Below are 24322 nucleotides of genomic sequence, written 5' to 3' on the forward strand. Positions count from 1 at the left end.
CGGCAACGGATATCGAGGTGAAAGGCCCGTCCCGGAAGGGGCGGGCCTTGTCATTGCACCGGAGCGTGCACAGGCCTCAGCTACAATCACCGAGCGCCGATGAAGGGAGTCCACATGAGGTTCGCGACCATGCCGTGCATGGCCCTTCTTGCAGGCCTGCTGTCGGCCGCTCCCGCCGCGGCCGGCACGGCACTGGTGTATGATGGTCTCGGCATTTGCGACGGATGCGCCGAAGCGGCGGCCGAGGTCGCGCGGCGCGCCGGGCTCACCCCTCGTCTTGTCGGCCCGGCGGGACTGGAGACACGCGCGCTTGCCGCGGCCGAGGTGATCATCGTCGGCGGAGGCGACGACCTGACCGCCCTGCACGAGGGCATCGGACGCCGCCGCCTCGAGATGATCGCGGACTGGGTGGCGGAGGGCGGACACTACATGGGCCTTTGCGCCGGCGCCTATCTTGCCGGCAGGACGGTGGACGACCCGGGCGACGTGCCGGGACTGGACCTGTTCCAGGGCGATGCCTTCGCCTACAGCCCGTTTGCCGCGCGGGTCGAGACGGTGACATGGCAGGGACAACCGCTGAGGATGTACACGCAGGAGGCCCCCGGCTTCGAGCTTGACGACGACTTCGCGGGCAAGATCGTGGCGCATTATGCTGACGGCACTCCGGCGGCCCTGCTCGTGCGCCATGGGAAAGGCCATGTCGCCCTTTCCGGTCCGCATCCTGAAGCGACGGCCGACTGGCTTGCGGCCGACAGCCTTCCGCCAGAGCCGTTGCCGGGACCCGACCTTGCCGCCGACTTCCTGCGCCTGGTGATATCCCGGCGCTAGGACGTCTGCGCGCGCTCTCCCGACTTGACACGGGGGGCGGCATCCCTCAAAAGCCCTCGTTGTCGCCGCTTCGCTCGACAGATCACGAATCGGCTGCACCTGCGCAGGCCGCCCGCCAAGGGGCGGCCTTGCAGTTTTTACCATGGTCCGATGCTGGCGCCGCGTGGTGTGTCGTCAGCCTCTCGACTGAAATCCCCGATAGAGGGATGCTTTGATGCAAAGCCAGACCATTCGTATCCGGCTCAAGGCGTTCGACTACCGCGTGCTCGACGCCAGCACGCTGGAGATCGTCAACACCGCCAAGCGGACCGGCGCGCAGGTGCGCGGCCCGATCCCGCTGCCGAACAAGATCGAGAAATTCACCGTCCTGCGCGGCCCGCACATCGACAAGAAATCCCGCGACCAGTGGGAGATCCGCACGCACAAGCGCCTGCTGGACATCGTCGATCCCACGCCGCAGACCGTGGACGCCCTCATGAAGCTCGACCTCGCCGCCGGCGTGGACGTCGAGATCAAGGTCTGAGGGGGTCATCATGCTGCGGACTGGTCTCATCGCCAAGAAGCTGGGCATGACCCGGCTGTTCCTCGAGGACGGGCGCCAGGTGCCCGTCACCGTTCTCCACATTGACAACCTGCAGGTCGTCGCCCAACGCACCGCCGAGCGGGATGGCTACGTCGCCGTCCAGCTGGGCGCGGGCGAGGCGAAGGCCAAGCGCGTGTCGGCGCCGATGCGCGGCCACTTCGCCAAGGCGAACGTCGCGCCCAAGCGCAAGATCGCGGAATTCCGCGTCGCCGCGGAGAACATGATCAACGTCGGTGAGGAAATCACCGCCGACCACTACTTTGCCGGGCAGTACGTCGACGTCGCCGGCACCTCGATCGGCAAGGGCTTCGCCGGTGCCATGAAGCGGCACAACTTCGGCGGCCTGCGCGCCTCGCACGGCGTGTCGATCAGCCACCGCTCGCACGGCTCGACCGGGCAGTGCCAGGATCCGGGCAAGGTGTTCAAGGGCAAGAAGATGGCCGGTCACCTGGGTGCGGTGCGCGTCACGACCCAGAACCTGCAGGTCGTCCGCACCGACGCCGACCGCGGCCTGATCATGGTCAAGGGCTCGGTCCCCGGCTCCAAGGGCGGCTGGGTCACGATCAAGGACGCCGTCAAGAAGGCGGTCCCCGAGAACGTGATCTACCCCGCCGGCCTGCGCTCGATGGCCGAGGAAGCCCGCCGCCTGGCCGAGGAGGCCGCCGCAGCCGCCGCCGCTGAAGAAGAAGCCGCGCGTCAGGCCGCCGCCGAAGCCGAAGCCGCCGCGATCGCCGCTGCCGAGGCAGACGCCGCCGCCGCACCGGCCGAAGGCGACGCCGCGCCCGAAGGAGACAAGGAATGAAACTCAACGTGATTTCTCTGTCCGCGGGCACCGCCGGGGACATCGATCTGTCGGACGAGATCTTCGGGCTGGAGCCGCGCGCGGACCTTCTGCACCGTGTCGTCCGCTGGCAGCGCGCCAAGGCGCAGCAGGGCACGCACGCGACGCTCGGCAAGTCCGACGTGTCGTACTCGACCAAGAAGATCTACCGCCAGAAGGGCACCGGCGGCGCACGCCACGGGTCCCGCAAGGCGCCGATCTTCCGGAAGGGTGGCGTCTACAAGGGCCCGGTCCCGCGTTCGCACGCGTTCGACCTGCCCAAGAAGGTGCGCGCGCTCGGCCTGAAGCACGCCCTGTCGGCCAAGGCCGCGAGCGGCGAGCTGGTGATCCTGGATAACCTGGACCTCGGCGCAGCCAAGACCTCGGCCGTCGCGAAGGCGGTCAAGGAGCAGGGCTGGAAGCGCGTCCTGGTCATCGACGGCGCCGACGTGAACGAGAACTTCGCGCGCGCCGCCCGCAACCTGGAAGGCGTGGATGTGCTGCCCTCGATGGGCGCCAACGTCTATGACATCCTCAAGCGCGACACGCTGGTGATCACGCGCGCGGGTGTCGAAGCCCTGGAGGCCCGACTGAAATGAGCGCGACGGATCGCAACAAGCCCGAGCACTACGACGTGATCGTGAAGCCGATCATCACCGAAAAGGCGACGCTGACCGGCGAGACCTCGAACGCGGTGGTGTTCCAGGTCGCGAAATCGGCCACCAAGCCGATGATCAGGAACGCGGTCGAGGCGCTGTTCGGCGTCAAGGTGAAGGCGGTCAACACGACCATCACCAAGGGCAAGACCAAGCGTTTCCGCGGCCGCCCCGGCGTCCGCAGCGACGTGAAGAAGGCCTACGTCTCGCTGGAAGCCGGCAACACGATCGACGTGAACACCGGTCTCTGAAGACCGATCGCGCGGCCTCGGGCAAGCCGGGGCCGCGCGGCGCATGACTGAAACGGACCTTCCGGTCCGCGACTGAAACGGACCTCAGGTCCAAGGCAACGGAAGACAGAAAGCATGGCACTCAAGTCGTACAAACCGACGACGCCTGGCCAGCGTGGGCTGGTTCTGATCGACCGTTCGGAGCTTTGGAAAGGCCGCCCCGTGAAGACCCTGACCGAGGGTCTGACCAAGACGGGCGGCCGGAACAACACCGGACGCGTCACGATGTGGCACAAGGGCGGCGGGGCGAAACGGCTCTACCGCGTCGTCGACTTCAAGCGTCGCAAGTTCGACGTGTCCGCGACCGTGGAACGGATCGAATACGACCCGAACCGCACCGCGTTCATCGCGCTGATCCGCTATGACGACGGCGAGCAGGCGTACATCATCGCGCCGCAGCGCCTCGCCATCGGCGACAAGGTCGTGGCCGCGGCCCGCGCCGACATCAAGCCGGGCAACGCGATGCCGTTCTCGGGCATGCCGATCGGCACGATCGTCCACAACGTCGAGCTGAAGCCCGGCAAGGGCGGCCAGATCGCACGTTCGGCCGGCACCTACGCGCAATTCGTGGGCCGTGACGGCGGCTACGCGCAGATCCGCCTGTCCTCGGGCGAGCTGCGGATGGTGCGCCAGGAATGCATGGCGACGATCGGCGCGGTGTCGAACGCCGACCACTCGAACCAGAACCTCGGCAAGGCCGGGCGCAAGCGGCACATGGGCGTCCGCCCGACCGTCCGCGGCGTCGCGATGAACCCGATCGACCACCCGCACGGCGGTGGCGAAGGCCGCACCTCGGGCGGGCGCCACCCGGTGACCCCGTGGGGCAAGCCCACCAAGGGCAAGAAGACCCGCAGCAACAAGTCGACCGACAAGTACATCCTGCGGTCGCGTCACGCGAAGAAGGGGCGCTGATCCATGGCACGTTCTATCTGGAAGGGCCCGTTCGTCGACGCCTATGTCCTTCGCAAGGCCGAGAAGGCCCGCGAATCCGGCAAGTCGGACGTCATCAAGATCTGGTCGCGCCGTTCGACCATCCTGCCGCAGTTCGTCGGCCTGACCTTCGCCGTCTACAACGGGCACAAGCACATTCCCGTTGCCGTCACCGAAGAGATGATCGGCCAGAAGTTCGGTGAGTACTCGCCGACCCGGACCTACTACGGTCACGCGGCCGACAAGAAAGCGAAGAGGAAGTAATCCCCCATGGGTAAGGAAAACAATCCGCGCCGCGTGGCGGAGAACGAGGCGTTCGCCAAGACCAAGATGCTGCGCACCTCGCCGCAGAAGCTCAATCTCGTCGCCGCCATGATCCGCGGCAAGAAGGTGGACAAGGCGCTGGCCGACCTCACCTTCTCGAAGCGCCGGATTGCGGGCGACGTGAAGAAGTGCCTGCAGTCGGCCATCGCCAACGCCGAGAACAACCACAACCTGGACGTCGACAACCTGGTCGTCGCCGAGGCGTGGGTCGGCAAGAACCTGGTCCTCAAGCGCGGCCGTCCGCGTGCGCGCGGCCGGTTCGGCAAGATCATGAAGCCGTTCTCGGAAATCACCATCAAGGTGCGGGAGGTCGATCTGGCCGCCGCCGAGGCCGCCAAGAAGGCCGCGAAGCTGCAGAAGCGGACCGCGTCGAACCGGCAGGCCGAGGCCACCGCAACCCCTGAAGCCGCCGTCGAGGAGCACGCGTAATGGGACAGAAGGTCAACCCCATCGGGATGCGCCTCCAGGTCAACCGCACCTGGGACAGCCGGTGGTATGCAGACGACAAGGACTACGGCAAGCTGCTGCTCGAGGATCTCAAGATCCGCGACTTCATCCACGATGAAGCCAAGCAGGCCGGCGTCAGCCGCGTGATCATCGAACGCCCGCACAAGAAGGCGCGCGTCACGATCCACGCCGCGCGTCCGGGCGTGATCATCGGCAAGAAGGGCGCCGATATCGAGACCCTGCGCGGCAAGCTCGCCAGGTTCACCGACAGCGAGCTGCACCTGAACATCGTCGAGGTCCGCAAGCCGGAACTCGACGCCCAGCTGGTGGCGGAATCGATCGCCCAGCAGCTGGAACGCCGGGTCTCGTTCCGCCGCGCGATGAAGCGCTCGGTCCAGAACGCGATGCGGATGGGTGCGCTGGGGATCCGCGTGAACGTCGCCGGCCGTCTGGGCGGCGCCGAGATCGCGCGGACCGAATGGTACCGCGAGGGTCGGGTGCCGCTGCACACGCTGCGGGCCGACATCGACTACGCGCTGTCGGAAGCCTCGACCCCCTACGGGATCATCGGCGTGAAGGTCTGGATCTTCAAGGGCGAGATCATGGAACACGACCCGCAGGCCCACGAGCGCCGCGCCGCCTCGGCGCAGGAAGGCCCGGCCTCGCGTGGTCCGCGCCGCGACCGCGACGCGCGCTAAGGAGACAGGGAAATGCTGCAACCGAAACGGACCAAGTTCCGCAAACAGCACAAGGGCCGCATCCACGGCGAGGCGAAGGGCGGGTTCAACCTGAACTTCGGCTCGTTCGCCCTGAAGGCAACCGAGCCGGAGCGGGTCACCGCCCGCCAGATCGAGGCGGCGCGCCGCGCGATCACCCGGCACATGAAGCGCCAGGGCCGCGTCTGGATCCGGATCTTCCCGGACGTCCCGGTCTCGTCCAAGCCGACCGAGGTGCGGATGGGCAAGGGCAAGGGCTCGATCGACTTCTGGGCGGCCCGCGTCCACCCCGGCCGGATCATGTTCGAGATCGACGGCGTCAGCGACGACATCGCCCGCGAGGCGCTGCGCCTCGGCGCGATGAAGCTGCCGGTCCTCACCCGGATCGTTCACCGCGAAGACTGGTGATCCCGGCGGGCTCCTGAGGCCTGGTCGAGGTTCTGGGCCCCGCCGGTGACGGCGGGGCCTTTCCGTCGGAAGGTGCGGCTACGGGCGAAAGCCGCCAGCTTCCGCTTGCCATCGGCCGGCGCAGCATGTATGCGCAGGCCTTCATCTCTAACTCCACCGGGAATCAGGGTGGCCCAGGCGACTGGGGCTCTCCGGTGATGTTGAAAGGAAATGGCGCATGAAAGCGCAGGAACTGATGAACCAGACGCCGGAACAGCTGCGCGAGCAGCTGGTGGCGCTGAAGAAGGAAGCGTTCAACCTGCGCTTCCAGCAGGCGACCGGCCAGCTTGAGTCGACCGCCCGCATGCGCGCCGTGCGCCGCGACGTGGCCCGCGTCAAGACCGTCATGAACCAGAAGGCCGCCGCCGCGGCCGCGACGAACTGAGGAGCTTGACCCATGCCGAGACGCATCCTGCAAGGCAAGGTGACCAGCGACAAGAACGAGCAGACCATCACGGTCCTCGTCGAACGCCGCTTCAAGCATCCGCTGCTGCACAAGACCGTCCGTTCGTCCAAGAAGTACCGGGCGCACGACGCGAACAACCAGTTCAAGGTCGGGGACACCGTCCGCATCGTCGAATGCGCGCCGATTTCCAAGACCAAGCGCTGGACCGTCCTGTCCGACGAGGCGCAGGCCGTCCAGGCCTGAGCCGCACCAAGACTGATCGAAACCCTGGGGCCGGACCTGCATCCGGTCCCCAAAGGTCGGGAGAAACCGAATGATCCAGATGCAGACCAATCTGGATGTTGCTGACAACTCCGGCGCTCGCCGGGTGCAGTGCATCAAGGTTCTGGGTGGCTCGCACCGTCGCTATGCGTCGGTCGGCGACATCATCGTCGTGTCCGTCAAGGAAGCCATCCCGCGCGGCCGCGTGAAGAAGGGCGACGTCCGCAAGGCCGTCGTCGTGCGCACCGCCAAGGAAGTGTCGCGCGAAGATGGCACGTCCATCCGCTTCGACCGCAACGCCGCCGTCATCCTGAACAACCAGGGCGAGCCGGTCGGGACCCGTATCTTCGGGCCGGTCGTCCGCGAACTGCGCGCGAAGAACTTCATGAAGATCATCTCGCTTGCGCCGGAGGTGCTGTGATGGCCGCCAAGCTGAAGAAGGGTGACACCGTCGTCGTCCTGACGGGCAAGGACAAGGGAAAGACCGGCGAGATCACGCAGGTCATGCCCAAGGACAACAAGGCCGTCGTCGATGGCGTGAACATCGCGCTGCGTCACACCCGCCAGTCGCAGACGAGCCAGGGCGGCCGCGTTCCCAAGAACATGCCGATCGACCTGTCGAACCTCGCGCTGCTGGACAAGAACGGCAAGGCGACCCGCGTCGGCTTCCGCATGGAAGGCGACCGGAAGGTGCGCTTCGCCAAGACCACGGGAGACGTGATCTGATGCTCGACCAAGCAAGCTACACCCCGCGCCTGAAGGCCGAGTTCCGCGACCGCATCCGTGCGGCGATGAAGGAGGAGTTCGGCTACAGGAACGACATGCAGATCCCGCGCCTGGACAAGATCGTCCTGAACATGGGCGTCGGCGAAGCGGTCAAGGACACCAAGAAGGTCAAGCAGGCCGCCGAGGAACTGTCCCTGATCGCCGGCCAGAAAGCCGTCATCACCCACGCCAAGAAGTCGATCGCCGGCTTCCGCGTGCGCGAGGAGATGCCGCTGGGCACCAAGGTGACCCTGCGCGGCGACCGGATGTACGAATTCCTGGACCGCCTGATCAACATCGCGCTGCCCCGCGTCCGCGACTTCCGCGGCGTCAAGGGCACGTCGTTCGACGGCCGCGGCAACTATGCCATGGGCCTCAAGGAGCAGATCGTTTTCCCGGAGATCAACTTCGACAAGGTCGACGAGGTTCTGGGGATGGACATCATCATCGCGACCACGGCCAAGACCGATGCCGAGGCGAAGGCGCTGTTGAAGCACTTCAACATGCCCTTCAACAGCTGATCGCGCGAGGAATCTGATAATGGCTAAGAAATCCATGATCGAGCGTCAGAAGAAGCGCGAGCGGATGGTGGCGAAGTTCGCCTCCAAGCGCGCTGCCCTGAACGAAATCATCAACGACCAGGACCGGCCGATGGAAGAGCGGTTCAAGGCGACGCTGTCGCTTGCCGAACTGCCGCGCAATTCGTCGGCGACGCGCCTGAACAATCGCTGCGAGCTGACCGGCCGTCCGCGCGCGTATTACCGCAAGCTGCGCCTGTCGCGGATCATGCTGCGCGAGCTCGGCTCGCAGGGCCAGATCCCCGGCATGGTCAAGTCGAGCTGGTAAGGGGGTAACAGATGTCGATGAACGATCCGCTCGGCGATATGCTGACCCGCATCCGCAACGCGCAGATGCGCGGCAAGTCCACGGTCCGCACGCCCGCCTCCAAGCTTCGCGGCTGGGTCCTGGACGTGCTGAAGGCCGAGGGTTACATCCGCGGCTATGAACAGGTGACGACCGACGCCGGTCACACCGAGCTTGAAATCAGCCTGAAGTACTTCGACGGCACCCCCGTGATCCGCGAGCTCGCCCGCGTGTCCAAGCCGGGCCGTCGGGTCTATGCAGGCGCCAGGGAAATCCCGTCGGTCCGCAACGGCCTCGGCGTTTCCATCGTCTCCACGCCCAAGGGCGTGATGTCGGACGCAGCGGCTCGCAACGCCAACGTTGGCGGCGAAGTCCTCTGCACCGTGTTCTAAGGAGGGCAGGATGTCTCGGATTGGTAAGAAGCCGGTCGAACTGCCCAAGGGCGTCACGGCCGAAGTGAAGGGTCAGACCGTCGAGGTGAAGGGGCCGAAGGGCACCCGTTCGTTCACCGCGACGGACGACGTGACCGTCGCGCTGGACGAAGGCCGGATCACCGTCACCCCGCGCGGCTCGTCCAAGCGCGCGCGCCAGCAGTGGGGCATGACCCGCTCGATGGTGGAGAACCTGGCGACCGGCGTGAGCACCGGCTTCCGCAAGGAGCTGGAGATCCAGGGCGTCGGCTACCGGGCGAACATGCAGGGCAAGACCCTGAAGCTGGCGCTTGGCTACAGCCACGACGTCAACTTCGAGGTGCCGGACGGCGTGACGATCACCGCCCCCAAGCAGACGGAGATCGTGGTGGAAGGGATCGACCAGCAGCTGGTCGGCCAGGTCGCCGCGAACATCCGCGAGTGGCGCAAGCCCGAGCCCTACAAGGGCAAGGGCATCCGCTACAAGGGCGAGCAGGTCTTCCGCAAGGAAGGCAAGAAGAAGTAAGGATCACGCAAATGGCACTGAACAAACGAGAGCTGTTCCAGAAGCGCCGTCTGCGCGTTCGGAACAAACTGCGGGCGATGTCCAACGGCCGTCCCCGCCTGTCCGTCCACCGTTCGTCCAAGAACATCAGCGCGCAGCTGATCGACGACGCGAACGGGATCACGCTGGCCTCGGCCAGCACGCTGGAAAAGGACTTGGGCTTCGTCGGCAAGAACAATGTCGACGCGGCGGCGAAGATCGGCTCGGCCCTGGCCGAGCGCGCGCGTGCCAAGGGTGTCGAGGAGGTCGTGTTCGACCGCGGCGGCTTCCTGTTCCACGGCAAGATCAAGGCCCTGGCCGACGCCGCGCGCGAAGGTGGCCTGAAGTTCTGATGATTGCGGGTGGCGGCTGTCGCCACCCCGATGATCCGGGGGCATCGCCTTTCCGCAAGGCGGCCCACCGGGATCGGCACCAACGGCGCCGCCCGTGCGCCAGATAGAAGGAATGCCGCATGGCAGAACGTGAACAACGCCGGGACCGTCGCGACGGCCGCCGCGAAGAGCGTGAGGAAACCCCGGAATTCGCCGACCGCCTGGTCGCGATCAACCGCGTGTCCAAGACGGTGAAGGGCGGCAAGCGCTTCGGCTTTGCGGCGCTCGTCGTCGTGGGCGACCAGCGCGGTCGCGTGGGCTTCGGCAAGGGCAAGGCCAAGGAAGTGCCGGAAGCGATCCGCAAGGCGACCGAACAGGCCAAGCGCGGCCTGATCCGCGTGCCGCTGCGCGACGGCCGCACCCTGCACCACGACATCGAGGGCCGCCACGGCGCCGGCAAGGTCGTGATGCGGACCGCGGTCCCGGGGACCGGCATCATCGCCGGCGGCCCGATGCGCGCCGTGTTCGAGATGCTGGGCGTCCAGGACGTGGTCGCCAAGTCGATGGGGTCGCAGAACCCCTACAACATGATCCGCGCCACCATCGACGGCCTCAAGGCGGAAGCCTCGCCCCGTTCGGTCGCGCAGCGTCGCGGCAAGAAGGTCGCCGACATCATGCCGTCGCACGACCGCGCCCCGGAAGCCCAGCTTGGCACCGACGCGACCGTGACATCGGCCGAAGTGCAGGAGGCCTGATCCATGGGTACCATCGTCGTCAAGCAGATCGGCTCGCCGATCCGCCGCCCCAAGGAACAGCGCGCCACGCTCGCGGGCCTGGGCCTGAACAAGATGAACCGCACGCGCGAGCTGGAAGACACGCCCGCCGTCCGCGGCATGGTCGCGAAGATCCCGCACCTCGCGGTGATCGTCGAGGTCCGGAACTGATCTTCGTCGCCTGACGCGGCTGTTCCGCAAGGGAACATCGAACGCCCCGGCTCGCCGGGGCGTTCTGCTTTCTGAACGCCTGCCATGCGGCAGCCCATTGCGAAAGGATGATCCATGCGCGCCGTCACCCACGACACGTTCGGCGACCCCGCAGAGGTCCTGCGCCAGTCCGACCGGCCCATCCCGCAGCCCGGGCCGCGGCAGGTCCGACTGAAGGTCATCCTGTCGCCCGTCCACAACCACGACCTGTCCACCGTGCGCGGCCAGTACGGCTACCGGCCCGAACTGCCGGCGATCGGCGGGACCGAGGCGGTGGGCATCATCGACGCGGTGGGCGAGGGGCTGGACGCCGGCATGGCCGGGCGCCGCGTTGCCGTCGGCGGCATCCACGGGTCCTGGGCCGAATACGTGCTGGCCTCCGCCACGGGGCTGGTGCCGGTCCCCGACACGATCCCCGACGAAAGCGCCGCGCAACTCGTCGCCATGCCGTTCAGCGCCATCACGCTGCTCGATCATCTCGACGTGTCATCCGGCGACTGGATCATCCAGAACGCCGCGAACGGGGCGGTCGGGCGGATGCTGTCGCGCCTCGCCGCGGCGCGGGGGGTCAACTGCGTGAGCCTCGTTCGCCGGGCAGACGGCGTGGCCGAGCTGCAGGCCAGCGGCATCGCCAACGCCGTCTCCACGGCCGAGAACGGCTGGCAGGACCGGGTGCGCGAGATCACGGCCGGGGCGGCGATCCGCGTCGGGGTCGATTCCGTCGGCGGCACGGCCAGCGGCGATCTTGCCGCGCTCATCGGCGACAACGGGCGGATGGTGGTGTTCGGCTCGATGACCGCGCAGCCGGTGGTGATCCCGCCCGGAGAGTTCATCTTCCGCAACCTGACGCTGCGCGGCTTCTGGGGCTCGTCCGTCATGGCGCGGCTGCCGCAGGAACGGCGGGCCGCGCTGATGGGCGAGGTGATCGGCCGCGTCATGTCGGGCGACTTGCCGCTGCCGGTGGACGGCATCTTCGGGCTGGACCGGCCTGCGGACGCCGTGCGGGCGTCGCTCACGCCCGGGAAGGTCGGCAAGGTGATGTTCCGGCCCTGACCGTAGAGCGGCCACTGAGCCCCGTCCGCTGTCACGCCTGACGCACTCTTGACGCGATGCTGCCGCTTCTGTACCGACCGCGGGTGGCTTCGCGCCACGACTCATGAACAACATGCCGTGTCCGCCCCATCATCGCTTCGGGGGATGTGTCCGGCCAAGGAGAAGCGACATGAAACTGAACGAACTGCGCGACAACGAAGGCGCAACCCGCAAGAAGAAGCGCGTCGCGCGCGGCCCGGGTTCGGGCAAGGGCAAGACCGCCGGCCGCGGCATCAAGGGCCAGACCTCGCGGTCGGGCGTCGCGCTGAACGGCTATGAAGGCGGCCAGATGCCGCTGTATCGCCGCCTGCCGAAGCGCGGCTTCACCAAGCCGAACGCGCTGAAGTTCGCGGTCGTGAACCTGGGCCAGCTGCAGGCCATGGTCGACGCGGGCAAGCTGGCCGCAGGCGCCGACCTGACCGAGGACGCGCTGATCGCGGCGGGCGCCACCAAGCGCAAGCTCGACGGCATCCGCGTGCTGGCCAAGGGCGAGCTGACGTCGGCGCTGAACCTGACCGTCGCGGGCGCGTCCAGGACCGCCGTCGAGGCGGTGGAGCGTGCGGGCGGCCGGATCACCCTGACGCGCCCGGTGCGCGAGCGCGCGGAAAGCGGCGCCGAAGCCTCGGCCGAATAAGCTGTTGAAGGCGTCTGTGCACGCCAATAGATAGATGTCGAGTTTCCAAGCGCCGCCGACCGGGAACCGGGCCGGCGGCGCTGACATGACATCCGGCGCTGCGCGCCGGGCCGCATTCACGAGGGCAGCATGGCGTCAGCCGCAGAACAGATGGCCGCGAACCTCAGCTGGGGGCAGCTGGGCAAGGCCACGGAACTTCGCCAGCGCATCTGGTTCACGATCGGCCTGCTGATCATCTACCGGCTGGGAACCTACATTCCGGTCCCCGGCATCGACGGCGGCGCGCTGCGCAACTTCATGGAACAGGCGCAGTCGGGTATCGGCGGGATCCTGTCGATGTTCACCGGCGGCGCGCTGGGGCGGATGGGCGTTTTCGCGCTGGGGATCATGCCCTACATCTCGGCCTCGATCATCGTCCAGCTTCTGGCGGCGATGGTGCCTTCGCTGGAACAGCTGAAGAAGGAAGGCGAGCAGGGCCGCAAGAAGATCAACCAGTACACCCGCTACGCGACCGTGGCGCTGGCGTTCTTCCAGGCCTACGGCCTTGCCGTCAGCTTGGAGGCGGGGAACCTCGCCCACGATCCGGGGCTGTTCTTCCGCGTGGGCGTGGTCATCACGCTGGTCGGCGGGACCATGTTCCTGATGTGGGTGGGCGAGCAGATCACCGCGCGCGGGATCGGCAACGGCATCAGCCTCATCATCTATGTCGGCATCCTGGCCGAGATCCCGGCCCACATCGCGCAGTTTCTGGCGCAGGGGCGGTCGGGCGCGATCTCGACCCCGGTGGTGCTGGGGATCATCGCGCTGGTCGTGGTGGTCATGGCGTTCGTCGTGTTCATGGAACGCGCGCTGCGCAAGATCCGCATCCAGTATCCGCGGCGCCAGGTCGGGATGAAGGTCTATGACGGGCAGTCCTCGCACCTGCCGATCAAGGTCAACCCGGCGGGCGTGATCCCGGCGATCTTCGCCTCGTCGCTGCTGCTGCTGCCGACCACGATCTCGACCTTCTCGGGCGGTCAGACCGGCCCGGTCATGTCCACGATCCTCGCCTATTTCGGACCCGGGCAGCCGCTGTACCTGCTGTTTTTCACGGCGATGATCGTGTTCTTCAGCTACTTCTACACCCAGAACGTGGCGTTCAAGTCCGACGACGTCGCCGACAATCTCAAGAACCAGGGCGGCTTCATCCCGGGCATCCGTCCCGGCAAGCGGACCGAGGAATACCTCGACTACGTGGTGAACCGGGTCCTGGTGCTGGGCTCGCTGTATCTGGCCGCGGTGTGCCTTCTGCCCGAGGTGATCCGGAACCAGTTCTCGGTCCCGTTCTACTTCGGCGGCACCTCGGTCCTCATCATCGTGTCGGTCACGATGGACACGATCAACCAGATCCAGAGCCACCTGCTGGCCCACCAGTACGAGGGCCTGATCGAGAAGTCGCAGCTTCGCGGCCGCCGCAAGCCCGGCGCGCCCAAGCCGCGCAAGGCACCCGCGCGGCGCTGACCGCCGCGCGTGCATACTGACACGAGGGGGGACGACACGGTGGCGACGAACATCATCCTGCTGGGACCGCCCGGCGCCGGCAAGGGGACGCAGGCCCACCGGCTGGTCGAGGAGCGCGGGCTCGTGCAGCTGTCCACCGGCGACATGCTGCGCGAGGCTCGGACCTCGGGGACCGAGATGGGACGCGTCGTCGCCGACGTCATGGACCGCGGCCATCTGGTCACGGACGAGATCGTGATCGGCCTGATCCGCGAAAAGCTCGAGGCCGGCACCGGCGCCGGCTTCATCTTCGACGGCTTCCCCCGCACGCTGCAGCAGGCCGACGCGCTCGAGGACCTGCTGTCGGGCATGGGCCACCAGATCGACGCCGTGATCGAGATGCAGGTGGACGATGCGGCCCTGGTCGATCGCATCAGCGGCCGCTTCACCTGCGGCAGCTGCGGGTCGGTCTATCACGACCTGACCCGCCCGACCGAGCGCCCCGGCATCTGCGACGTCTGCGGGTCGACCGACCTGCGCCGGCGCGGCGACGACAACGCCGAAAGCCTGAAGACGCGGCTTCTGGAATACTACAAGAAGACCTCACCGCTGATCGGCTACTACTATGCCAAGGGCAAGCTGCGCCCCGTGAACGGGCTTGCCGACGTGGCCGACGTCGCGGCGCAGATCGCGTCGCACCTGCCTTCGGTCCCCGGAAGCGGCGCGGACAACGAGTTGACAGAGGGTGGCGGTTCTACTACGGCACAGTCTCTCGCTTGAGAATCGACCCTTTGGTTGATCGAATCGGGCCCGAAGGCACGCCTTCGGGTCTTTGGTTGTGAAAAAAGGTTCCGGCACCACGGAACCGCAACAGTAAGGATTTACGCGTGGCTCGTATTGCTGGCGTCAACATTCCGACCGGGAAGCGCGTTCCCATTGCGCTGACCTATATCCACGGCATCGGCTCGATGTATGCCGACCAGATCGTTCAGGCCGTGGGGATCGATCCCTCGCGCCGCGTCAACGACCTTTCGGACGCCGAAGTTCTGGCGATCCGCGAATACATCGACGCGAACCTGACCGTCGAGGGCGACCTGCGCCGCGAAAACCAGATGAACATCAAGCGCCTGATGGACCTGGGTTCGTATCGCGGCCTGCGCCACCGTCGCGGCCTTCCGGTGCGCGGCCAGCGCACCCACACCAACGCCCGCACCCGCAAGGGCCCGGCGAAGCCCATCGCCGGCAAGAAGAAGTAAGGAGGGTCCGGGACAATGGCACGCGACAAGACGCGCATGAAGCGCAAGGAACGCAAGAACATCGCCACTGGCGTGGCGCATGTGAACAGCTCGTTCAACAATACCAAGATCCTGATCTCGGACGTCCAGGGCAACGCGATCTCGTGGTCGTCGGCCGGCACCATGGGCTTCAAGGGCTCGCGCAAGTCGACCCCCTACGCCGCCCAGATGGCCGCCGAAGACGCCGGCAAGAAGGCGCAGGAACACGGCGTCCGCACGCTCGAGGTCGAGGTGCAGGGCCCCGGCTCGGGCCGTGAATCCGCGCTGCGCGCGCTGGCCGCCGTCGGCTTCAACATCACCGCGATCCGCGACGTGACCCCGATCGCGCATAACGGCGTCCGCCCGCCCAAGCGCCGGCGCGTCTGACCTGACGACACTTACGCCGGCCCGCGTCGTTCCAGGCGCGGGCCGGCCATTCGCATTTTACCTCGGGCGTTCGCGGCGGCTGGACATGGCGCCGGGAACTGGAATGGAGGCAATCGCATGATCCACAAGAACTGGGCCGAACTGATCAAGCCGCAGCAGCTCGACATCCGTTCCGGCGCCGACGCGTCGCGGGTGGCCACGGTCGTCGCTGAGCCGCTGGAACGCGGCTTCGGCCTGACGCTCGGCAACGCGCTGCGCCGCGTGCTGATGTCGTCGCTCCAGGGCGGGGCGATCACCAGCGTGCAGATCGACAACGTGCTGCACGAGTTTTCGTCCGTCGCCGGCGTTCGCGAGGACGTGACCGACATCGTCCTGAACCTCAAGGGCGTGACGCTGAAGATGGACGTGGACGGGACCAAGCGCCTGACCCTGTCGGCCACCGGCCCGGGCGAGGTCAAGGCCGGCCAGATCCAGGAAACCGCCGGCATCACGATCCTGAACCGCGACCACGTCATCTGCCACCTCGACGAGGGCGCGGACCTGCACATGGAACTGACCGTCGCGAACGGCAAGGGCTACGTTGCCGCCGACCGCAACCGTCCCGAGGACGCGCCGATCGGCCTGATCCCGATCGACGCCATCTTCTCGCCGGTCAAGCGCGTCAGCTACGAAGTCACGCCCACCCGCGAGGGCCAGGTGCTCGACTACGACAAGCTGACGATGAAGGTTGAAACCGACGGCAGCCTGTCGCCCGAGGACGCGGTGGCTTACGCCGCCCGCATCCTGCAGGACCAGCTGGCCGTGTTCGTCAACTTCGACGAGCCGGAATCGGCCGTCCGCGGCGACAGCGACGAGGGCCTGGAATTCGATCCGCGCCTGCTCAAGAAGGTGGACGAGCTGGAGCTTTCGGTGCGTTCGGCCAACTGCCTGAAGAACGACAACATCGTCTATATCGGCGACCTGATCCAGAAGACCGAGGCAGAGATGCTGCGGACCCCGAACTTCGGCCGCAAGTCCTTGAACGAGATCAAGGAAGTGCTGTCGGGCATGGGCCTGCACCTGGGCATGGACGTCCAGGACTGGCCGCCGGAGAACATCGAGGACCTGGCCAAGCGTTTCGACGACCAGTTCTGAGGAATTGCGCGGGGCGGCGCTGCCGCCCCGCGTGACGACCGGGCCGAAGACGCCCCAAGGAGAGCGGTCGAAACGCATCGCCGCCGGACAAAGCAAAACACGACGATAGGAGATCATCATGCGTCACGCCCGCGGCTACCGCCGCCTGAACCGCACCCACGAACACCGCAAGGCCCTGTTTGCGAACATGGCCGGCAGCCTGATCGAGCACGAGCAGATCAAGACGACGCTGCCGAAGGCCAAGGAACTGCGCCCGATCATCGAGAAGCTGATCACGCTCGCCAAGCGCGGCGACCTGCACGCCCGCCGCCAGGCCGCCTCGCAGCTCAAGCAGGACGCGTATGTCGCGAAGCTGTTCGACGCGCTCGGCCCCCGCTATGCCAACCGCCAGGGCGGCTATGTCCGCGTGCTGAAGGCGGGCTTCCGCTACGGCGACATGGCGCCGATGGCGATCATCGAGTTCGTCGACCGCGACACGTCGGCGAAAGGCGCAGCCGACCGCGCCCGCGTCGAAGCCGAATTCGAGATGGACGAGGCGTAAGGCCCGTCCGTAAAGGCTGAAAAAACGAACCCCTGCCCGCGGCCGGGCAGGGGTTTTTCATGTCTTGCGGCGCAGGCGAAACCGCGCGGCGGCTTCAGTCCCGCGGGATGTGAAACTGCCGCGTGACGACATCCGGCCATTGCAGGTGTTCTACAAGCCGCCGCGCGACGACGGTTGCCTCGTCGGCGGACAGGACGCCCGCGGCGCGCATGGCACGCAGGTCATCCCGCCCGCGCGCAGGCAGGATCGACGCATCGTCAGCGTGCGAATCAGATCGTGGCACTTTAACACCAAACTCGGAACACACAGGTACCAGACGAGTTTTCAGATTGACGAAACCTTTGGCAATTTGTCTAAAAAGCCATGTCATCACGTTCTGATATCAACGCGTCTTTGGCCCGCCTGAAGAAGGTCTCGCCGGCAGGATATTTCCTGGCGCTGCACATCCGTTTCGCGGCGCCGCTGATGCAATACCAGACCTATCCGGCCGCTTGGGCCGACCGCTACGTGCAGAACGCCTACGCGTTGCGCGATCCCACCATTGCGTGGGGATTTTCGACCACCGGCTCATGCCGCTGGTCGTCGCTGCCGGTGCCCGATCCGTTCGGCATCTGCAAGGACGCGGCCGCTCACGGCCTGACCTACGGGCTCACCGTGGCGTGCGGCCCGATCAGCTCGCGGACGATCTGCAGCTTTGCGCACGACGAGCGCGAATTCACGGATGACGAGATCGAAATGATCTTGGACACGGTACGACGGCTTCACGAGATTACCGAGCCGCCGGAGAGCCTGACGAAGGCTCAGAAAGAAGCCCTCCGGTGCATCGCGGAGGGTGACCGTCATGCAGCGGCGGCTGCGAAGCTCGGGATCACGGAAAGCGCCTTCAAGGCTCGGCTGATTGCGGCGCGAGAGCGACTTATGGCCCGCACGACCGCCGAGGCGTTGCAACGTGCCAAGGAGTACCGCTTGCTGTAGCGATGGCGCCCTTACCGCGCCGCTCCCGGGGGGGAACCCATCAAAAACCCCCAGGAGATACTTCCATGCAGACCACCACCCTTTCCTTCAGCAACCTCCACGTCCACGGCGAACTGTTTGCAAACCTGTTCCGCGCCCGGCGCGAAAGCTTCATCGTCCAGAAGAACTGGGACCTTCCGCAAGCGGACGGGATGGAGTTTGACCAGTACGACACGCCGCAGAGCCGCTGGATTGCCGTTCACGAGGCGGGCGAGGTGCTGGGCGGCTTCCGGCTGACGCCGACCACCGCCCGCTGCGGCGTCTATTCCTACATGATCCGCGATGCGCAGAAGGGGATCCTCGGCGGGTCGATCCCGACCGACCTGCTGTACGGGGAAGCCCCGGTCGATCCGTCGGTCTGGGAATGCACGCGCGTGTTCGTCAACCACGCGACCCCGCAGGCGATCCGCCGCAAGGTCCACTTCAGCATGGTCGACGCGATGACCGCGTCGGCCCGCGAGGTGGGCGCGTCGCGGCTGATCGCCCTGACCGGCGCGACCTGGCCGCGCTGGTACGGCCGCTGCGGGCTGGAAGCGACCGCGATCGGCCGCGTGATGTGGATCGACGACGGTGACTTCCAGTGCGTGTCGATCAATCTCGCGAGCAAGCTGCACTGACCGGGCGTGTGCAACAGCGGGGGATACCAAGCAACTGGCGGGCAGTCTAACATCTGCCCGCCATGGCCGACCTTTTCGACAGCTCTCCCGACATCGCGCACGCGCCCGCAAGGGCGGCGGCGCGCCCGCTTGCCGACCGGATCCGGCCCGCATCCCTGTCCGAGGTCGTCGGCCAGGACCGCGTGCTGGGTCCCGACGCGCCCCTGGGCGCGATGCTCGCCGCAGGCAGTCTCGGATCGCTGATCCTGTGGGGGCCGCCCGGCGTCGGCAAGACCACCATCGCCCGGCTGCTGGCGCACGAGACGGACCGGGTCTTCGTCCAGATCTCCGCGATCTTTTCCGGCGTCGCCGACCTCAGGAAGGTGTTCGACACCGCCCGGATGCGGCGCGAGCAGGGGGACGGGCAGGGGACGCTGCTGTTCGTCGACGAGATCCACCGCTTCAACAAGGCGCAGCAGGACAGCTTCCTGCCGTTCATGGAGGACGGCACGATCCTGCTTGTCGGCGCCACCACCGAGAACCCGTCGTTCGAGCTGAACGCCGCGCTCCTGTCCCGCGCGCAGGTCGTCGTGCTGGAGCGGCTGAACCTGACCCATCTCGAGCTGCTGGCGCAGCGGGCCGAACGAGAGATGGGCCGCGCGCTGCCCCTGACCGGCGAGGCACGCGACGCGCTGCTGGAAATGGCCGACGGCGACGGCCGCGCCGCGCTGAACCTGATCGAGCAGGTGATGGCGTGGAACACCGGAAAGCCGATCGGACCGGAGGAGCTGGCAAAGCGGCTGATGCGCCGCGCCGCGAGATACGACAAGGCGGGCGACGAGCACTTCAACCTGATTTCCGCGCTTCACAAGTCGGTGCGCGGGTCCGACCCCGACGCGGCGCTCTACTGGCTTGCCCGGATGCTGGAAGGGGGCGAGGACCCGCGCTACCTCGCCCGCCGCATCACGCGGATGGCGATCGAGGATATCGGCCTCGCCGACCCGGCCGCGCAGCGCCACTGCCTCGACGCCTGGGCGCTCTATGAACGGCTCGGCTCGCCCGAGGGCGAGCTCGCGCTGGCGCAGGCGGTGATCTACCTGTCGCTCGCGCCGAAATCGAACGCGGGCTACGTCGCCTACAAGGCCGCGCGGGCCGAGGCGCGGACCACCGGCAGCCTGATGCCGCCCGCGCACATCCTGAATGCGCCGACGGCGCTGATGAAGGACCAGGGCTACGGCGCCGGCTACGCCTACGACCACGACGCCGAGGACGCGTTCTCGGGCCAGAACTACTTTCCCGACGGGATGAGGCGCCCGGTTCTCTATGCCCCGGTCGAGCGGGGGTTCGAGCGCGAGCTGAAGAAGCGGCTGGACTGGTTCGTCAGCCAGCGCGCGAAGCGCGGCGGTTGACTTTGCGCGCCCGGATGCAGAGGACGGCGGCATGATGAAAAGCTGGATCCATGCCGCCCCCTATCTTCAGGTTGCCCTGGGCGGCGCGCTTGGCGCGGCTGCCCGCCTGGGCGTGACCCGGGCCGCGCTGGCGGCGTTCGGGCCGGGCCTCCCGCTCGGCACGCTGGCCGTGAATGTCGCGGGATCGTTCCTGATGGGCGTCCTGTTCGTCGCGCTCTCGGGCCGGGGCGACGGCATGGCGCCGTTCCTGCTGACCGGGGTTCTGGGCGGGTTCACCACCTTCTCGTCGTTCTCGCTCGACACCGTGGTGCTGTGGGAACGCGGCGCGCAGGCGCTGGCGGTCGGCAACGTGGTCGCGAGCGTGGCGCTGTCGGTCCTGGCGCTGGTCGCCGGGCTGGCCGTCGCGCGGGGGATCTGGGCATGAGCACGCCGGTGCAGGTGATCCGCGTCGGCGCGGACGAGGGCGAGCAGCGGCTCGACCGCTGGCTCAGGCGGCAGTTCCCGCAGCTGAACCAGATCGCGATCGAGAAGCTGTGCCGCACGGGCCAGCTGCGCGTCGACGGTGGCCGGGTGAAGCCCGCGACGCGGCTGGAGCCGGGGCAGGAGGTGCGGGTCCCGCCGCTGCCCGACGCGCCCGCGATCCGTGCGCCGCGCGGTCCCCGCGCGGACGCGGGCGTCGGCGACGCTGACGCGAAGATGATCCAGGCCGCGGTGATCTGGAAGGACGAACACGTCATCGCCCTGAACAAGCCGCCGGGCCTGCCGAGCCAGGGGGGGAGCGGTCAGGGCGACCGGCACGTGGACGGCCTCGCGCAGGCGCTGACGTTCGGGTTCAAGGACAAGCCGAAGCTGGTGCACCGGCTGGACAAGGACACCTCGGGCGTCCTTCTGCTGGCGCGCACGGACCGGGTCGCGCGGCGGCTGTCGGAATCGTTCCGGTCGCGGACCACGCGCAAGATCTACTGGGCCGCCGTCGCCGGCGTGCCCAGCCCGCAGATGGGCACCGTCCGCTTCGGGCTGGTGAAGGCCCCCGGCCACGGCCGCGGCGGCGAGGGCGAGAAGATGATCGCCGTGCACCCCGCCCGGGTGGACCAGACCGAGGGGGCGAAGCGCGCGACCACCGACTATGCCGTGCTCGACAGCCTGGGCACCCGCGTCAGCTGGTGCGCGCTTGTCCCGATCACCGGCCGCACCCACCAGCTGCGCGCGCACATGGCGGAACTCGGCCACCCGATCATCGGCGACGGCAAGTACGGCGGGTCGGGGCAGGAGAACCTGGGCGACGGCTGGGGCGCGCAGCTGGGCGGAGAGATCAGCCGCAAGCTGCATCTCCACGCGCGGTCGATCGGCTTCGACCATCCCGTGACCGGCAAGCGCATCACCGTGACCGCGCCGCTGCCCGAACACATGGCGCGCACCTGGAAGACGCTGGGCTGGCACGAGAACGACGTGCCGGCGGACCCGTTCGAGGACCTGACCTGATGGCGGACGCGAAGCCCGACCCGACGCCCGGTCCGACGCCCGGCCTGAAGCTCGTGATCTGGGACGTGGACGGCACGCTGGTGGACAGCGCGGACATGATCATGCGGTCGATGGCGCGCGGCATGGCCGCGGCGGGCCTGCCGGAACTGCCGCCCGCCGCGGTGGGCAGCATCGTCGGCCTGTCCCTGCCGGTGGCGGTCGCGACGCTGCTGCCGGGCACCGATGCGCCCACGCAGGCGGCGGTCGTGGCAGGCTACCGGCAAAGCTACCACGACGACCGCACGCGGGCGGAATCGCCGCTGTTTGCCGGCGCGCGCGAGTTGCTGGACCGGCTGGCCGCCCGCGACGACGTGCTGATGGCGGTGGCCACGGGCAAGTCGCAGCGGGGGTTGACGGCGCTGATCGCGGCGCACGATCTGGGCCGCTACTTCGTGACCTCGCATTGCGCGGACGGGCACCCGTCGAAGCCCGCGCCCGGCATGGTGCTGGCGTGCCTGTCGGACGCGGGCGTTCACGCGGACCGGGCGCTGATGGTGGGCGACACGACCTACGACATCACGATGGCGCGAAACGCGGGCGTTGCCGCGATCGGCGTGGCCTGGGGCCACCACCCCGCCGAGGACCTGGCCGCCGCCGGCGCGCTGGCGGTGGCGCGCGACTTCGCCGAATTGACCCGCCTGATCGAGGGCTGGATCGAAGGGACCCCCGCATGAGCGAATGGAAACCGCGCCGCTTCTGGACCTCGGTCGGCCTGCGGCCCGCGGATGGCGGCTGGCAGGTGGCGCTGGACGACCGGGTCGTGAACACGCCCGGCAAGCTGCCGCTGGTGCTGCCGACGCGGGCGCTGGCGCAGGCGGTGGCCGACGAATGGGACGCCGTGTCCGAGGCGATCGACCCCGGCGTGATGCCCGTCACCCGGGCCGCGAACTCGGCCATCGAGAAGGTCGCGCCGCAGTTCGACGCGGTCGCCTCGATGCTGGCGGACTACGGCGGGACCGACCTTCTGTCCTACCGCGACGACCGGCAGGACGCGCTGGCGCGCGAGCAGGCGGCGGCGTGGGATCCGCTGCTCGACTGGGCGGCCGACACGCTGGGGGCGCGGCTGGCGGTGACGGGCGGCGTGATCCCGGTCGCGCAGGATCCCGGGGCGCTTGCCAGGCTGCACGGCCATGTCGCGGGCCTGGACCCCTGGGGGCTGACCGCGCTTCACGACCTGGTGACGCTGCCGGGGTCGCTGGTCCTGGGGCTCGCGGTCGCGCATGGGCGGCTGACGGCTGAACAGGCGCACGCGCTGTCGCGGCTGGACGAGGATTACCAGGCCCGCATCTGGGGTCGCGACGACGAGGCCGAGGCGGCGGCGCTGCGCCGTCGCGCGGCGATGCTGGACGCCGAGCGGTTCTGGCACCTGTCGCGGCCCGAGTGAGCCGAGACGGGGCGCGCTGCGGCACGCCCAGGGGCTGCAAGCGCGTCCTGCAATCACGATCATCTCTGACGTGTTTCCCCGCGCGAAAATCTTGACGCATCACGCGCCATCGTCAAGATGGCTCTCACCCGGGCGACCTGCCCGCAATGCAAGGGGCCGGATCACGGCCCGCCGTCGGTCCCGAACCACTCGGGCGAACAGAGAGGTCCTGATGACGAAAACGGTTTTCCTTGGTGCGGTCGCGGCTGCCGCCGCCGTCCTGCTGTCCACCGGCGCGCAGGCGGCCGAGGGTGACACCCTGCGCGCCGTCAAGCAGCGCGGCGAGCTGATCTGCGGCGTGAACCCCGGCCTGGTCGGGTTCGCCGCACCGGACGCCAACGGCAACTGGTCGGGTTTCGACATCTCGCTGTGCCGCGCGATTGCTGCGGCGGTCGTGGGCGACGCCAACAAGGTGCGCTTCGTCCCGACCACCGGCCAGACCCGCTTCACCGCGCTGTCGTCGGGTGAAGTCGACGTGCTGACCCGGAACTCCACCGCGTCGTTCCAGCGCGACACCGAGCTGGCGCTCGATTTCCCGGCCGTGAACTACTACGACGGGCAGGGCTTCATGGTCCGCAAGGACCTGGGCGTGACCAGTGCCAAGGAACTGGACGGCGCCACGATCTGCATCCAGACCGGCACCACGACCGAACTGAACCTTGCCGACTGGTTCCGCGCCAACAACATCGCCTACCAGCCGGTCAACATCGATTCCAACGCCGAGGGTGAGCAGCAGTACCTGGCCGGTGCCTGCGACGCCTACACCACCGACGCATCGGGCCTGGCCGCGACCCGCGCCGCCTTCGCGGACCCCGAAAACCACATCATCCTGCCCGAGATCATCTCGAAGGAGCCGCTGGCCCCTGCCGTCCGCCACGGCGACAACAACTGGGGCGACATCGTCCGCCAGACGCTGTTCGCGCTGATCGCGGCCGAGGAATACGGCGTGACGTCGGCCAACCTCGAGGAGCTGTCGAAATCCTCGACCAACCCGGAAGTGCAGCGCCTGCTGGGCGCGACCGACAACCTGGGCGGCATGATGGGCCTTGACGCCGAATGGGCCAAGCGCGCGATCGCCGCGGGCGGCAACTACGGAGAGGTCTTCGCCGCGACCATCGGCGAGCAGACCCCGATCGGGCTGGCCCGCGGCCTGAACGCGCTGTGGACGCAGGGCGGCCTGATGTACGCGACCCCGTTCCGCTGATCCCGGCC

37 protein-coding genes and 1 pseudogene are annotated in these 24322 nt (G+C 67.8%); 37 read left to right on the forward strand and 1 reads right to left on the reverse strand.

Features of this window, described 5'->3' with window-relative positions; all coding sequences use genetic code 11:
• Nucleotides 1-114 precede the first annotated feature (114 nt).
• The 29 genes and pseudogenes from ELI80_RS00930 to rplQ all read left to right on the forward strand — a co-directional run bounded on the left by ELI80_RS00930 (nt 115) and on the right by rplQ (nt 17147).
• On the forward strand, nt 115-828 hold the full coding sequence (locus ELI80_RS00930; protein WP_161596405.1) for a BPL-N domain-containing protein: 714 nt from the start codon (nt 115-117) through the stop codon (nt 826-828).
• Between the two features lie 214 nt (nt 829-1042).
• The gene (gene rpsJ, locus ELI80_RS00935; protein ID WP_036704922.1) at nt 1043-1351 is read left to right on the forward strand and encodes a 30S ribosomal protein S10; all 309 of its coding nucleotides are present in this window, start codon (nt 1043-1045) and stop codon (nt 1349-1351) included.
• 10 nt (nt 1352-1361) lie between these two features.
• Complete coding sequence (gene rplC, locus ELI80_RS00940; RefSeq protein WP_136649069.1) at nt 1362-2213, forward strand: 50S ribosomal protein L3; 852 nt, start codon at nt 1362-1364, stop codon at nt 2211-2213.
• Nucleotides 2210-2830, forward strand: a complete 621-nt coding sequence (gene rplD, locus ELI80_RS00945; RefSeq protein WP_136649070.1) for a 50S ribosomal protein L4 — start codon at nt 2210-2212, stop codon at nt 2828-2830. The genes rplC and rplD overlap by 4 nt, the downstream gene beginning before the upstream one ends.
• Nucleotides 2827-3138, forward strand: a complete 312-nt coding sequence (locus ELI80_RS00950) for a 50S ribosomal protein L23 (RefSeq protein ID WP_136649071.1) — start codon at nt 2827-2829, stop codon at nt 3136-3138. The genes rplD and ELI80_RS00950 overlap by 4 nt, the downstream gene beginning before the upstream one ends.
• A gap of 114 nt (nt 3139-3252) precedes the next feature.
• On the forward strand, nt 3253-4089 hold the full coding sequence (gene rplB / locus ELI80_RS00955) for a 50S ribosomal protein L2 (RefSeq protein ID WP_136649072.1): 837 nt from the start codon (nt 3253-3255) through the stop codon (nt 4087-4089).
• 3 nt (nt 4090-4092) lie between these two features.
• Nucleotides 4093-4371: a 30S ribosomal protein S19 gene (rpsS, locus tag ELI80_RS00960; protein WP_136649073.1), complete on the forward strand. Its 279-nt coding sequence runs from the start codon at nt 4093-4095 to the stop codon at nt 4369-4371.
• 6 nt (nt 4372-4377) lie between these two features.
• A pseudogene (gene rplV / locus ELI80_RS00965) lies at nt 4378-4746 on the forward strand (50S ribosomal protein L22); the annotation flags it as partial.
• Between the two features lie 113 nt (nt 4747-4859).
• Nucleotides 4860-5576 (forward strand): 30S ribosomal protein S3, encoded by a 717-nt coding sequence (gene rpsC, locus ELI80_RS00970; protein WP_136649075.1) that lies wholly within the window; start codon nt 4860-4862, stop codon nt 5574-5576.
• Nucleotides 5577-5588: 12 nt separating this feature from the next.
• Nucleotides 5589-6002 (forward strand): 50S ribosomal protein L16, encoded by a 414-nt coding sequence (rplP, locus tag ELI80_RS00975; protein WP_131673288.1) that lies wholly within the window; start codon nt 5589-5591, stop codon nt 6000-6002.
• 217 nt (nt 6003-6219) lie between these two features.
• Nucleotides 6220-6426, forward strand: coding sequence for a 50S ribosomal protein L29 (rpmC, locus tag ELI80_RS00980; protein WP_136649076.1), 207 nt, complete (start codon nt 6220-6222; stop codon nt 6424-6426).
• Nucleotides 6427-6438: 12 nt separating this feature from the next.
• Nucleotides 6439-6690: a 30S ribosomal protein S17 gene (rpsQ, locus tag ELI80_RS00985; RefSeq protein ID WP_136649077.1), complete on the forward strand. Its 252-nt coding sequence runs from the start codon at nt 6439-6441 to the stop codon at nt 6688-6690.
• A 70-nt stretch (nt 6691-6760) separates the two neighbouring features.
• Nucleotides 6761-7129, forward strand: a complete 369-nt coding sequence (gene rplN / locus ELI80_RS00990; protein ID WP_131673292.1) for a 50S ribosomal protein L14 — start codon at nt 6761-6763, stop codon at nt 7127-7129.
• Nucleotides 7129-7434, forward strand: coding sequence for a 50S ribosomal protein L24 (gene rplX, locus ELI80_RS00995; protein WP_136649078.1), 306 nt, complete (start codon nt 7129-7131; stop codon nt 7432-7434). The genes rplN and rplX overlap by 1 nt, the downstream gene beginning before the upstream one ends.
• Nucleotides 7434-7994, forward strand: a complete 561-nt coding sequence (gene rplE, locus ELI80_RS01000) for a 50S ribosomal protein L5 (RefSeq protein WP_136649079.1) — start codon at nt 7434-7436, stop codon at nt 7992-7994. Before rplX ends, rplE begins: the two co-directional genes overlap by 1 nt.
• A 19-nt stretch (nt 7995-8013) precedes the next feature.
• Complete coding sequence (gene rpsN, locus ELI80_RS01005; protein WP_136649080.1) at nt 8014-8319, forward strand: 30S ribosomal protein S14; 306 nt, start codon at nt 8014-8016, stop codon at nt 8317-8319.
• An 11-nt stretch (nt 8320-8330) separates the two neighbouring features.
• On the forward strand, nt 8331-8729 hold the full coding sequence (gene rpsH, locus ELI80_RS01010) for a 30S ribosomal protein S8 (RefSeq protein WP_136649081.1): 399 nt from the start codon (nt 8331-8333) through the stop codon (nt 8727-8729).
• Nucleotides 8730-8739: 10 nt separating this feature from the next.
• A complete protein-coding gene (gene rplF / locus ELI80_RS01015; RefSeq protein WP_136649082.1) occupies nt 8740-9273 on the forward strand; it encodes a 50S ribosomal protein L6 in 534 nt (177 codons plus the stop codon).
• An 11-nt stretch (nt 9274-9284) separates the two neighbouring features.
• On the forward strand, nt 9285-9644 hold the full coding sequence (gene rplR, locus ELI80_RS01020; protein ID WP_131673298.1) for a 50S ribosomal protein L18: 360 nt from the start codon (nt 9285-9287) through the stop codon (nt 9642-9644).
• Nucleotides 9645-9763: 119 nt separating this feature from the next.
• Nucleotides 9764-10378, forward strand: a complete 615-nt coding sequence (rpsE, locus tag ELI80_RS01025) for a 30S ribosomal protein S5 (protein ID WP_136649083.1) — start codon at nt 9764-9766, stop codon at nt 10376-10378.
• Between the two features lie 3 nt (nt 10379-10381).
• Nucleotides 10382-10567 (forward strand): 50S ribosomal protein L30, encoded by a 186-nt coding sequence (rpmD, locus tag ELI80_RS01030; protein WP_131673300.1) that lies wholly within the window; start codon nt 10382-10384, stop codon nt 10565-10567.
• Nucleotides 10568-10681: 114 nt separating this feature from the next.
• Entirely contained in the window at nt 10682-11659 is a 978-nt protein-coding gene (locus ELI80_RS01035) for a zinc-binding dehydrogenase (RefSeq protein ID WP_136649084.1), read from the forward strand.
• 169 nt (nt 11660-11828) lie between these two features.
• A complete protein-coding gene (rplO, locus tag ELI80_RS01040) occupies nt 11829-12332 on the forward strand; it encodes a 50S ribosomal protein L15 (protein ID WP_136649085.1) in 504 nt (167 codons plus the stop codon).
• Nucleotides 12333-12461: 129 nt separating this feature from the next.
• Nucleotides 12462-13832, forward strand: coding sequence for a preprotein translocase subunit SecY (gene secY, locus ELI80_RS01045; protein WP_136649086.1), 1371 nt, complete (start codon nt 12462-12464; stop codon nt 13830-13832).
• A 39-nt stretch (nt 13833-13871) separates the two neighbouring features.
• Entirely contained in the window at nt 13872-14591 is a 720-nt protein-coding gene (locus tag ELI80_RS01050; RefSeq protein ID WP_136649087.1) for an adenylate kinase, read from the forward strand.
• A 107-nt stretch (nt 14592-14698) separates the two neighbouring features.
• On the forward strand, nt 14699-15067 hold the full coding sequence (gene rpsM, locus ELI80_RS01055; protein ID WP_136649088.1) for a 30S ribosomal protein S13: 369 nt from the start codon (nt 14699-14701) through the stop codon (nt 15065-15067).
• 15 nt (nt 15068-15082) lie between these two features.
• Entirely contained in the window at nt 15083-15472 is a 390-nt protein-coding gene (gene rpsK, locus ELI80_RS01060) for a 30S ribosomal protein S11 (protein WP_131673306.1), read from the forward strand.
• Between the two features lie 117 nt (nt 15473-15589).
• Complete coding sequence (locus ELI80_RS01065) at nt 15590-16606, forward strand: DNA-directed RNA polymerase subunit alpha (RefSeq protein ID WP_136649089.1); 1017 nt, start codon at nt 15590-15592, stop codon at nt 16604-16606.
• A gap of 118 nt (nt 16607-16724) precedes the next feature.
• Nucleotides 16725-17147, forward strand: coding sequence for a 50S ribosomal protein L17 (gene rplQ / locus ELI80_RS01070; RefSeq protein ID WP_136649090.1), 423 nt, complete (start codon nt 16725-16727; stop codon nt 17145-17147).
• A 94-nt stretch (nt 17148-17241) separates the two neighbouring features.
• Here the strand turns inward: rplQ and ELI80_RS01075 are convergent, their stop codons facing one another.
• Nucleotides 17242-17517 carry a hypothetical protein gene (locus ELI80_RS01075; protein ID WP_136649091.1) on the reverse strand — a complete coding sequence of 92 codons (276 nt, stop codon included), beginning with the start codon at nt 17515-17517 and terminating at the stop codon, nt 17242-17244.
• Between ELI80_RS01075 and ELI80_RS01080 the strand changes: the two genes are divergently transcribed.
• The 8 genes from ELI80_RS01080 to ELI80_RS01115 all read left to right on the forward strand — a co-directional run bounded on the left by ELI80_RS01080 (nt 17511) and on the right by ELI80_RS01115 (nt 24314).
• Nucleotides 17511-18122: an autoinducer binding domain-containing protein gene (locus ELI80_RS01080; RefSeq protein ID WP_136649092.1), complete on the forward strand. Its 612-nt coding sequence runs from the start codon at nt 17511-17513 to the stop codon at nt 18120-18122. The genes ELI80_RS01075 and ELI80_RS01080 overlap by 7 nt on opposite strands.
• Nucleotides 18123-18187: 65 nt before the next feature.
• Entirely contained in the window at nt 18188-18778 is a 591-nt protein-coding gene (locus tag ELI80_RS01085) for an acyl-homoserine-lactone synthase (RefSeq protein WP_136649093.1), read from the forward strand.
• 62 nt (nt 18779-18840) lie between these two features.
• Nucleotides 18841-20166, forward strand: a complete 1326-nt coding sequence (locus tag ELI80_RS01090) for a replication-associated recombination protein A (RefSeq protein ID WP_136649094.1) — start codon at nt 18841-18843, stop codon at nt 20164-20166.
• A gap of 34 nt (nt 20167-20200) precedes the next feature.
• A complete protein-coding gene (gene crcB / locus ELI80_RS01095; RefSeq protein WP_136649122.1) occupies nt 20201-20590 on the forward strand; it encodes a fluoride efflux transporter CrcB in 390 nt (129 codons plus the stop codon).
• Complete coding sequence (locus ELI80_RS01100; RefSeq protein ID WP_136649095.1) at nt 20587-21648, forward strand: RluA family pseudouridine synthase; 1062 nt, start codon at nt 20587-20589, stop codon at nt 21646-21648. The genes crcB and ELI80_RS01100 overlap by 4 nt, the downstream gene beginning before the upstream one ends.
• Nucleotides 21648-22361 carry an HAD-IA family hydrolase gene (locus ELI80_RS01105; protein ID WP_236641265.1) on the forward strand — a complete coding sequence of 238 codons (714 nt, stop codon included), beginning with the start codon at nt 21648-21650 and terminating at the stop codon, nt 22359-22361. Before ELI80_RS01100 ends, ELI80_RS01105 begins: the two co-directional genes overlap by 1 nt.
• Nucleotides 22358-23071, forward strand: coding sequence for an ATP12 family chaperone protein (locus ELI80_RS01110; RefSeq protein ID WP_136649096.1), 714 nt, complete (start codon nt 22358-22360; stop codon nt 23069-23071). Before ELI80_RS01105 ends, ELI80_RS01110 begins: the two co-directional genes overlap by 4 nt.
• 211 nt (nt 23072-23282) lie before the next feature.
• Nucleotides 23283-24314 (forward strand): amino acid ABC transporter substrate-binding protein, encoded by a 1032-nt coding sequence (locus ELI80_RS01115; RefSeq protein WP_136649097.1) that lies wholly within the window; start codon nt 23283-23285, stop codon nt 24312-24314.
• Nucleotides 24315-24322: the final 8 nt, after the last annotated feature.

The organism is Paracoccus aeridis (assembly GCF_004923205.2).
Classification (GTDB): Bacteria; Pseudomonadota; Alphaproteobacteria; order Rhodobacterales; family Rhodobacteraceae; genus Paracoccus; species Paracoccus aeridis.